The organism is Pseudomonas sp. HMWF021, from assembly GCF_003061005.1.
Classification (GTDB): domain Bacteria; phylum Pseudomonadota; class Gammaproteobacteria; order Pseudomonadales; family Pseudomonadaceae; genus Aquipseudomonas.
The window spans coordinates 1-10,571 of sequence record NZ_QAIK01000182.1 but is presented as its reverse complement, the minus strand read 5'-3'; the positions used below and the strand labels follow the sequence as shown (position 1 = coordinate 10,571).

9 protein-coding genes are annotated in these 10,571 nt (G+C 62.2%); 6 read left to right on the top strand and 3 right to left on the bottom strand.

What is annotated here, in order from left to right:
• The 4 genes from DBR18_RS26435 to mnmH form a co-directional block, all read left to right on the top strand.
• Positions 1 to 1,621 (top strand): autotransporter domain-containing protein (locus tag DBR18_RS26435; RefSeq protein WP_146188802.1); only part of this gene is annotated, 1,621 nt, incomplete at its 5' end.
• 98 nt (positions 1,622 to 1,719) lie between these two features.
• Entirely contained in the window at positions 1,720 to 2,085 is a 366-nt protein-coding gene (locus DBR18_RS26430) for a DUF4440 domain-containing protein (protein ID WP_108592524.1), read from the top strand.
• Between the two features lie 197 nt (positions 2,086 to 2,282).
• Positions 2,283 to 3,317, top strand: coding sequence for a selenide, water dikinase SelD (selD, locus tag DBR18_RS26425; protein WP_108592523.1), 1,035 nt, complete (start codon positions 2,283 to 2,285; stop codon positions 3,315 to 3,317).
• Positions 3,317 to 4,420, top strand: coding sequence for a tRNA 2-selenouridine(34) synthase MnmH (gene mnmH, locus DBR18_RS26420; RefSeq protein WP_108592522.1), 1,104 nt, complete (start codon positions 3,317 to 3,319; stop codon positions 4,418 to 4,420). Before selD ends, mnmH begins: the two co-directional genes overlap by 1 nt.
• A gap of 133 nt (positions 4,421 to 4,553) precedes the next feature.
• On the opposite strand, the gene DBR18_RS26415 is transcribed toward mnmH, so the two are convergent.
• Positions 4,554 to 5,228, bottom strand: a complete 675-nt coding sequence (locus tag DBR18_RS26415) for a histidine phosphatase family protein (RefSeq protein ID WP_108592521.1) — start codon at positions 5,226 to 5,228, stop codon at positions 4,554 to 4,556.
• A gap of 297 nt (positions 5,229 to 5,525) precedes the next feature.
• On the opposite strand from DBR18_RS26415, the gene DBR18_RS26410 reads away from it, so the two are divergent.
• Together DBR18_RS26410 and hemB are read left to right on the top strand one after the other, a co-directional pair.
• Positions 5,526 to 6,224, top strand: a complete 699-nt coding sequence (locus tag DBR18_RS26410; RefSeq protein WP_108592520.1) for a glutathione binding-like protein — start codon at positions 5,526 to 5,528, stop codon at positions 6,222 to 6,224.
• 239 nt (positions 6,225 to 6,463) lie between these two features.
• Positions 6,464 to 7,438 (top strand): porphobilinogen synthase, encoded by a 975-nt coding sequence (gene hemB / locus DBR18_RS26405; RefSeq protein ID WP_003223551.1) that lies wholly within the window; start codon positions 6,464 to 6,466, stop codon positions 7,436 to 7,438.
• Positions 7,439 to 7,567: 129 nt separating this feature from the next.
• On the opposite strand, the gene DBR18_RS26400 is transcribed toward hemB, so the two are convergent.
• Positions 7,568 to 9,103 carry an FAD-dependent oxidoreductase gene (locus DBR18_RS26400; protein ID WP_108592519.1) on the bottom strand — a complete coding sequence of 512 codons (1,536 nt, stop codon included), beginning with the start codon at positions 9,101 to 9,103 and terminating at the stop codon, positions 7,568 to 7,570.
• A gap of 213 nt (positions 9,104 to 9,316) precedes the next feature.
• A partial coding sequence (locus tag DBR18_RS26395; RefSeq protein WP_146188801.1) for a TonB-dependent siderophore receptor occupies positions 9,317 to 10,571 on the bottom strand: 1,255 nt, incomplete at its 5' end.

Here is a 10,571-nt window from a genome sequence, read left to right as displayed (position 1 = left end):
GTTGCTGACCGGCAATCAGCCGTTCAGCGGCACCGTCTCGGTCGATCAAGGCGTGCTCCAGGTCGGCAGCCGAGCGGCACCGGCTTCGCTGGGCGGACAGGTTACCGTCGCCAACGGTGCAGGACTGAGCGGTAACGGCAGCGTCGGTTCGGTACTCAACCATGGCGTGGTCGCTTCCGGCGGCGCTGACGGCACCTTGAGCGTGGCCGGCAATCTGACCAACGCGGCGGACGGTGTGCTGGCGCTGACCGTCAGTTCGCCCACCGCCACACCGCTGGCGGTAGGGGGGACGGCGGCATTGGGTGGTGGTCTGGTGGTCAACAGCCTCGCGCCGTTCACCGGCAACACCACTTACTCACTGATCACTGCGGGTGGCGGTGTGACCGGCACCTTCAGTGCCGCCGATCTGCCGCAGTACGCGTTCCTCGACAGCTCGCTGGTCTACGGTGCCGACTCGGTGACCCTGGCCGTGAGCCGCAACGGCAACTCGTTTGCCGACGTTGCGGCCACCGGCAACCAGCGCGGCACCGCCACGGCATTGAGCAACAACGGTGCGGCCGGCGCGGCGCTGCAGAACCAGATCGTCAACCTCAGCGTGGCCGGTGCGCGCAATGCCTTCGACAGCCTCTCCGGTGAAATCCACGCCAGCACCTCGAGCGCCATGCTTGAGGACTCGCGCTTCATCCGTGAGGCGGTCAATGACCGCATGCGCCAGCCGTCATGCAGCGCCTCGGACGATCCACGCAAAACCCTGGCACCGAGCGACACGCAACTGAGCAGCAACGGTTGCCACGGGGAAATGGTCGGCTGGATCCGGGCCATCGGTGCCTGGGGTGACATGGGCGGCGACAGCAACACGGCGAAGGTCGATCGCAACCTCGGCGGTTTCATGCTTGGCACCGACAAGGCGCTGGATGACACCTGGCGTGCCGGGATGGCGGCTGGCTACACCCGCAGCAACCTCAACGCGCATGATCGCAACTCCGATGCCAAGGTCGACAGCTACCACCTGGCCGGTTATCTGAACTCGCAATTCGATGCACTGGCAGTGCGCCTCGGCGCGGCCTACAGCTGGCACAGCATCGAGACCAAACGCGATGTCAGCGTCGGCAGCTACAACGATCGTCTGAAGGCCGATTACGATGCGCGCAGTGCTCAGGTGTTCGGCGAAGTGGGCTATGCGATCAACGCCGCCGGTGTTGCCATCGAACCGTTCGCCGGTCTTGCCTACGTCAACTACGACAGCGACACCGCCAAGGAGAAAGGTGGAGTGGGGCGCCTGAAGGCCGACGCCGATCAGGACATCACTTACTCGACCCTCGGCGTGCGCATCGGCAAATTGGTGACCCTGGCCAACGGCAGCCAACTGACGCCACGCGCCGCCATCGGCTGGCGCCATGCCTACGGCGACACCAAACCCGACGCCGACCTGACCTTCATCGACGGCGGCGCCTCGTTCAGTACCCAGGGCGTGCCGATTGCCAAGGACAGCGCACTGCTCGAAGCCGGCGTGGACTTCCAGGTCACTCCGACCGGCAAACTGGGCATCGGCTACTCGGGACAGGTCTCGAGCGACAACAACGACAGCGCCTTCAACATCAGCTTCAGCCAAAGCTTCTGAATCATGGTCGAAGCACTTTAGCCGCCCGAAAGGGCGGTTTTTTTTGCACAATCGAAAGTCTTCGTGGCGAGTGATTTATGCACTGAGGTGGGAACGAGATGGATCTGTCGAAGCATTTGTTACATCTGGAAAACCGCCTGCTGTCGCGCGCCGTGCGCGAGGATGCCGCTGAACTGGCGCGACTGATCGCGGACGACTTTGTCGAATTCGGCGCCAGCGGCGGCATCTGGAACAAGTCCGATGTGCTGGCAGCGCTGCCGCAGCAAGCATTCGCACCACGTACCGTCAGTCAGTTCACGCTCAAGCCCTTGTCGGAAGATTCGGCGCTGGTGACGTATCACTGCCATACCGGCGCTGTCGACCAGCGGATGCCGGCGGACAGTTTGCGCAGTTCGGTATGGCGGCGGCAGGGCGAGCAGTGGCAAATGGTTTTTCATCAGGGCACCTTTTGTGCCCGGCCGTGAAGCCGTGGTGACCCGTCGATAGCTTTCGCGAGCAAGCCCGCTCCCACACTGGATCTTCAGTGAAAGCAGGATTTGTGAATGACAGCGATCCCCTGTGGGAGCGGGCTTGCTCGCGAAGGGGCCGTGACATTCAGCCCAAGAATCAGCCGGCCCGCGCTCTGCTAGAATCCGCCCCATCAACTGCCAGAGACTCCCCCATGAGCGAGCCGATTCGTCTGACCCAATACAGCCACGGTGCCGGTTGTGGCTGCAAGATTTCCCCGCAGGTGCTGGAAGTGATTCTGGCCGGCAGCGGTGCGCAGAACCTTGACCCGAAACTGTGGGTCGGCAATGCCTCGCGTGATGACGCGGCGGTGTACGAGATCGATGCCGAGCGCGGTGTGGTGTCGACCACTGATTTCTTCATGCCGATTGTCGACGATCCTTACGATTTCGGCCGTATCGCGGCCACCAATGCGATCAGCGACATCTACGCGATGGGCGGCGACCCGCTGATGGCGATCGCGATCCTCGGCTGGCCGGTCAATGTGCTGGCGCCGGAAGTGGCCCGCGACGTGATTCGCGGCGGGCGGGCGGTGTGTGACGCGGCGGGTATTGCGCTGGCCGGCGGGCATTCGATCGATGCGCCGGAGCCGATCTTCGGCCTGGCCGTGACCGGTCTGGTGGAAAAGCGCCACATGAAGCGCAACGACACCGCCACCGCCGGTTGCCTGCTGTACCTGACCAAACCGCTGGGCATCGGCATCCTCACCACCGCCGAAAAGAAGGGCAAGTTGCGTCCCGGCGATATCGGCGTGGCCCGCGACTGGATGTGTACCCTGAACAAACCCGGCAGTCGTTTCGGCAAATTGGCCGGCGTCACCGCAATGACCGACGTCACGGGTTTCGGTCTGCTCGGGCATCTGGTGGAAATGGCCGACGGCAGCCACCTGACCGCACGTATCGGCTACAACCACGTGCCGCGCCTGGACAGCGTCGAGTACTACCTCGAACAGGGCTGCGTGCCCGGCGGCACTCTGCGCAACTTCGACAGCTATTCAAGCAAGCTCGGGCGTCTGCAGGAGTTGCACAAGCGTGTGCTGTGCGACCCGCAGACCAGCGGCGGCCTGCTGATTGCGGTCACCCCTGAAGGTAATGACGAATTTCTCGCCGTCGCCGCTGAACTGGGCCTGGACCTGGCGCCGATCGGCGAACTGGTCGAGCGACAGACCCACGCAGTCGAGGTGATTTGATGTCCCGCGACTGCACCGATTACCGCGATATTTTCCTCAACGACCGGCCGCTGATGGATGCCCGTGCACCGGTCGAGTTTCACAAAGGCGCGTTCCCCGGCGTGGTCAACCTGCCGCTGATGAACGACAGCGAGCGGCAGAAAATCGGCACCTGCTACAAGCAACACGGCCAGCAGGCCGCCATCGAGCTGGGGCACCAACTGGTGTCCGGCGCGGTGAAGGCCGAGCGCATCCAGGCCTGGGCCGATTTCGCCCGGGCCCATCCTGATGGCTATCTCTATTGTTTTCGTGGCGGCTTGCGTTCGCAGATCACGCAACAGTGGCTGCGCGATGAGGCTGGCATCGACTATCCGCGGGTCGGTGGCGGCTACAAGGCGATGCGTAACTTTCTGATCGACACCCTTGAGCAGGCAATCGGACAGTGTGATTTCGTATTGCTGGGTGGCATGACCGGTACGGGCAAGACCGAGGTGCTGGTGCAGTTGCGCAACGGCCTGGATCTGGAAGGCCACGCCAATCACCGTGGCTCCAGCTTCGGCAAACGCGCCACCGGGCAGCCGTCGAACATCGATTTTGAAAACCGTCTGGCCATCGACATCCTCAAGAAGCGTGCTGCCGGTATCGAGCAATTCGTGCTGGAAGACGAGAGCCGGGTGGTGGGCAGTTGTGCGCTGCCATTGCCGTTATATCAGGGCATGCAGCAGTACCCGATGGTCTGGCTGGAAGACCGTTTTGAGGATCGGGTCGAGCGGATCCTGCGTGATTACGTGGTGGATCTGTCGGCGGAGTTTTCGGCGGTGCACGGTGAGGAAGGTTTTGCGCTGTTCTGCGAGCGCTTGCTGGAAAGCCTGAACAATGTGCAGAAGCGTCTGGGGGGCGAGCGCCATCGGCGGATGTTGCTGTTGATGGAAGACGCATTGGCCGAGCAGGCGCGCAGCGGATCGGTGGATTTGCACCGTGGCTGGATCGAAGGGTTGCTGCGTGAGTATTACGACCCGATGTATGTCTTTCAGCGTGAGAAGAAGGGCGGACGGATCGAGTTTGCCGGGGAGCGCGAAGCTGTGATCGAGTATTTGCGCGAGCGGGTGAATCAGCAGATTTGATGCTGTCCTTGCTGGCCCCATCGCTGGCAAGCCAGCTCCCACAGTGTTTTGGGGATGCCGTAGATTCAAGCATCACTCAAACCCTGTGGGAGCTGGCCTGCCAGCGATGAGGAACTGACAGACGACCCATCACTCAAGTCGGGCAAGTCACCTTGCCGTTATCCAGCCCCTGCTTGTAGCTATGGCTCTGCAAACTGGCCTTGCCGTTGTGCCAGGTCAGGGTCAGCACGTACAGCGAATCGAAATCGCCCGCCGCCCAGTCATCGGTGATGGTCTGTTTTTCGCCAACCGCCTGGCCCGCCACCTTGTTGATCAGCTCCGGCAGGTAGCCGTGTGACCACGCGGTGTAGATCGTCGCGTTGTGGTACTTGTCTTCGGTCAGCTCGCGCGCCAGGTCACTGGTGTCGTTGGCGGAGAACTCGATGTTCACCGGCAGGCCGAGCTTGATCGCGGCGGGGCTGATGGTCATCAACGGGCGGATGTAGCTGTAGGAGTTGTCCAGTTCGCCTTCCTCGACATTGCGCGTCGGGTTGGCGGCGAACACGTAATCGGCCTTGCCGAATTTTTCCGGCAGCAGGGTCGACAGCTCGATCGCCCGGTTCAGGCCCTGACAGTTGAGCTGGCCGAGACCGCCCGCAGGTTTTTCCGCGTGGCGCAGGAAGACCAGCGTCTGCGTACCGTCCACCGGTTGTGCGCGAATCTGGCTTGACTCCAGCGACAAGGTCAGTGCACTGACCGCCAGCAGGGAGGGCAGGGCCACGCAGGCACGATGTTTGAAGCGTTTGGCGAAACTCATGAGGTTCGTCATTGAATAAAGGATTCTTCAGCAAATTCGGTTGGGGCTGACCAACCCTTACACCGCGGGCTCCCAGCACCGGGCGTTGTCCATGTCGTGTGTCGCGCTTCCTTGGCGAAAGGCATAGCTCAGAGTCCTCTGAGACCGGTTTGGTTCATGCACGTTACCCGCAGGATGTTACGGTTCGTGTAGGAGCTGCCGCAGGCTGCGATCTTTTTGATTTGGTTTTTTAAAGTCAGATCAAAAGATCGCAGCCTGCGGCAGCTCCTACATTATGATCAGTGCTTTCCATGTGACTGGATGTTTCCCATGACCGATCTGTCCGCGTTCCCGATCACCCAGAAATGGCCCGCGCAGTACCCTGACTGGATTCAGCTCTATTCGCTGCCGACCCCCAATGGCGTCAAGGTCTCGATCATGCTCGAAGAGATCGGCCTGCCGTACGAGCCGCACCGCGTGGGTTTCGACACGCAAGACCAGATGTCCCCGGAATTTCTGTCGCTGAACCCCAACAACAAGATCCCGGCGATCCTCGACCCCCACGGCCCCGAGGACCAGCCGCTGCCGCTGTTCGAATCCGGCGCGATCCTGATCTACCTCGCTGACAAGAGCGGCCAGTTGCTGGCCCAGGAAGGCGCGCTGCGTTACGAGACGATTCAGTGGCTGATGTTCCAGATGGGCGGTATCGGCCCGATGTTCGGCCAGCTCGGTTTCTTCAACAAATTCGCCGGCAAGGATTACGAGGACAAGCGTCCGCGTGATCGCTACGTCGAGGAAAGCAAGCGCCTGCTCAGCGTGCTCGACAAACGCCTGGAAGGCCGCGACTGGATCATGGGCGAGCGCTACACCATCGCCGACATCGCCACGTTCCCGTGGGTGCGCAACCTGATCGGTTTCTATGAGGCCGGGGATCTGGTCGGGATCAGCAATTTCCCCAACGTGACCCGGGTGCTGGAGCGCTTTGTGGCGCGCCCGGCGGTTGTCCGAGGCCTGACCATTCCCTCGTAATCAACACAAATCCCTGTAGGAGCTGCCGCAGGCTGCGATCTTTTGATCTTTCTTGTAAAAATCAAGATCAAAAGATCGCAGCCTGCGGCAGCTCCTACAGGGGGATGTGGGGTGTTTGAGGGATTATTGCACCGCCGGTAATGCTGTCTTGATTGATCCAGGTTTGTACCTGCGCCCGGCGAAGGCATAAGCTTCGCCCCCTACGACTTTCGTCTCATCTGCCGTTTTCAGGAAGCACCATGTCCAGCCAGTTCCCCGAAGCACGTCCCCGCCGTCTGCGCCGCAATGCGAGCCTGCGCAGTCTGTTCCAGGAAACCGAGTTCAGCCTGAATGATCTGGTGCTGCCGATTTTCGTCGAAGAAGAAATCGATGACTTCGTACCGATCAAGAGCATGCCGGGGGTGATGCGCATTCCCGAGCGCAAGCTGGCCAGCGAAATCGAGCGTTATGCCCGTGCCGGGATCAAGTCGGTGATGACCTTCGGTGTCTCCCATCATCTGGACGCCAACGGCAGCGACACCTGGCGCGAAAACGGCCTGGTCTCGCGCATGTCGCGAATTGCCAAGGACGCGGTGCCGGAAATGATCGTGATGTCCGACACCTGCTTCTGCGAATACACCGATCACGGCCACTGCGGCGTGATGCACAACCACGAAGTCGACAACGACCAGACCCTGATCAACCTCGGCAAGCAAGCCGTAGCGGCTGCGCGTGCCGGCGCTGACGTGATCGCCCCGTCGGCGGCGATGGACGGCCAGGTGCGGGCGATTCGCCGCGCACTGGATGACGCCGGGTTCACGCAGATTCCGATCATGGCCTACTCGACCAAATTCGCCTCGGCGCTGTACGGCCCGTTCCGCGAGGCCGGTGGCAGCGCGCTGAAGGGCGACCGCAAAAGCTACCAGATGAACCCGATGAACCGCCGCGAAGCCCTGCGCGAATCGCTGCTCGACGAGCAGGAAGGCGCCGATGCGCTGATGGTCAAACCGGCCGGTGCGTACCTCGACATCATCCGCGACATCCGTGAAGCCTCGAACCTGCCGCTGTCGGCGTATCAGGTCAGCGGCGAGTACGCGATGATCAAGTTCGGCGCGCAGGCGGGTGCAATCGACGAGGACCGCGTGGTGCGCGAAAGCCTGGGCGCGATCAAGCGCGCGGGTGCGGATCTGATCTTTACCTACTTTGCGATGGATCTGGCGCTGGCCGGGATTTGACAGACACCGAAATACCCCTGTGGGAGCTGGCTTGCCAGCGATTGCGTCGGTACAGTCAAAATCAATGTTGGCTGATCCACCGCTATCGCTGGCAAGCCAGCTCCCACAGGAATTCAGGGTGTTCTTGGGTCAGGGGCAGGCGAAGAACGGCCTTATCCCGTGATCCCGAAAGTACCGCTCGATCACCTTCGGATCCGCACTGTTATCGGCAATCGCCACATACGTATCCGGGCGCAGCAGATAAAACCCGTTACGCCCCAACCCCGCTGTTTCAAACGCCGGACGCCAGTCGAACACGTGCAGCGGCAGGTTGTGTTCAGTGCACGAGGCGATCATCTCGTCACTGGTGTCGCCGTACACGTGCACCTGCCAGCACGGCTGGCGCAACGGTTCGTAGTTATCCCCCTCACCATCATGCGCCCACGGCAGGCGGTCACCGCCGTGCACGTGGCCGGCGGTGCCCTGGCTCAGCGGCATGCCGCGATAATTGAGGGTGACCTGTGAGACGGTGCGAAACAGGAACTCGCGGCTGGCCTCGAAGGCTGCCATTTTCGGAATCAGAAACGGTGCCAGGCGCGTGCGCAGCAGATCGGCGATGCGCCCTTCGGCAGTGACGAAAGTGAACACCTTGTCGGTGGTCGACACCAGGCGGCGGGCGAAGGCAATGCGCTCGGTTTCGTAGGTGTCCAGCAGGTTTGCCGTGGCACTGCCGTTGAGCACGGCGGCGAGTTTCCACGCCAGATTGATCGCATCGCCGATGCCGGTGTTCATGCCCTGGCCGCCGGCTGGGCTGTGCACGTGCGCGGCATCGCCAAGCAGAAACGCCCGGCCGCTGCGAAAGTGTTCGGCCACGCGGTGATGCACGCGGTAGGTGGAGAACCAGTTGACCTCGTCGATGTGCACTTTCAGGTGCTCGATGGCGCGGCTGCTGACGTCGGCAAACTGCAGGGTTTCGGCGTGGTCGGCACGTTCGTCGCGCACCGTGCCGATCAGCCGGGCGCGGCCTTCACCGGCCAGCGGGAACACCGCGAGGAAATCCGCTTCGTCCAGATCCAGATGCAGTTCGCCATTGAGGGCCGGGCCGCTGGCCTGCACATCCGCGACGTAGAAAATCTGCTGATAGGTGCCGCCCGGGAAACCGCTGTCGAGGGCTTTGCGCACCACCGAGCGGGCGCCATCGCAGCCTGCCAGAAAGCACGCCTGACAGATTTCCTGCTGCCCGTCGGGCAAGCGCAGATGCGCGGTGAGGCCGTCACCGGTCTGGTCGAAACTCTCAAGTTCGGTGTTGCGCTCAACGGTCACGTCGTAGTCTTCGAGGCGTTCGAGCAGGAGCCGCTCGTGTTGGTCCTGGGGGAAGATTTCGATGAACGAGTAGGGCGTCAGCCCTTCGCCGATGCGCTGCAGCGGCAACTGCGCAACCGGTTTGCCCTTGACCCAGAAATTCGCCGCCGCAACCTTGTGCCCGTTGCGCACCACGGTGTCGGTCAGGTCCAGCTGGCGGTACAGCTCCAGGGTGCGTGCCTGCACCGCCAGCGCCCGCGAAGTGGTGCCGGGGGCGGACGTCTTGTCGAGGATGCGCACGCGCACGCCCAGTTTGCTCAGCCACAGGGCCAGCACCAGACCGGTCGGGCCGGCGCCGATGATCAGTACGTCGCTGCGGTTCATGGGCCTGTCCTCCGTTGGCTGTGGATCAAGTATGGATCAGATGGAAAGGCTAGCCAGTGCCGGCCCCTTCGCGAGCAGGCTCGCTCCCACCGTCGAACGCATTCCAAGGTGGGAGCGGGCTTGCTCGCGAAGGGGGCTTATAACTCGCCGCAGAAACAAAAAAAGGCCCCGCAACGGTAAAGCTGCGGGGCCTTTTTCATTTCACGGCGAGGTTTAGAAGTCGATGGTGCCCGACAACTTCGCCACCCGCGGATCACCCTGGGTCAGATAGCCGCCCTGCGCCGATTCCCAATACTTCTTGTTGGCCAGGTTTTCCACGCCCAGACGCAACGTCACGTCTTTCTGCGAGACCTTGAAGGCGTAACGCGCGCCGGCGTCGAAACGGTTCCAGGTCGGCAGGCTGAGGTTGTTGGCCGCGTCGGCGTACTGGCCGCCGGTGCGCAGCATCCGCGCATTCAGCGCCACGCCTTGCAGGCCCGGTATGTCCCAGTCGGCGCCGGCGTTGAACTGGAAGCTCGGCACGCCGATGGCGCGGTTGCCGTCGTTGGCGCCGTTCTGGGTGTTGCGCAGTTCGGTGTCCATCAGGGTCAGGCCGCTGATCAGGCGCAGGCCATTGATCGGCTCGCCGAACACGTTCATTTCCACGCCTTTGTTGATCTGCTCGCCTTCACGCACGTAAGTGCAGGTGGTGGCGCTGTTGATTTCGCAGTAACCGTCGCTCGGCTGCTCGATGCGATACACGCCCAGGCTCGCGCCGTAGCTGCCCATGTCGACTTTTACCCCGGCTTCGGTCTGCTTGGAGCGGGCCGGTGCGTAGACCTCGTTGCCGTTGGTCACACGCAAGCCGCCGGTGCTGGTCGGCGAGGTCGGGCCTTGCGCCAGGCCTTCGATGTGGTTGGCGTAGAACGACACATGCTCCCACGGCTTGAACACGATGCCGTAGACCGGCGTGGTGATCGATTCGTCGTAGCTCGACTTGCGGCTGCCGCTGCCGTAACTGGCGTAGTTGTAGCCTTGCACCACCAGTTGCTGGCGACGCAGGCCGGCGGTGATCAGCAGGCGATCATCGAAGAAACCGAGGGTGTCGGAGAGCGCGAGGCTGCGGTTGAAGGTTTTGCCGACAATGCCCGGATCGCTGAGGTCGCCGCCGGAAAAATTACCGACCGGCGACGGGGTTTCCACCGGGTGGTAGATGTTGTTGGCGTACTTGGTCAGGTCGAAATCGTAGGCGCTGCGCTGTTCAGCCCACAGGCCGCTCAAACCGAAGTTGAGCTTGTGACTGACGGCGCCGGTGTTGAACTTGCCGTTGAGGCCGGCCATCAGGCTGGTGTTGTCTTCATCGTGCGGAATGAACGAGCCGGTGGTGTACGAAGCGCCATTGTTGCCCACCAGGGTGGTCGAGTTGTAGCGCCCGACTTCGCGGGTGTGCTTGGCGCCGCCGGCAACGTATGCGGTCCAGTTGTCGTTC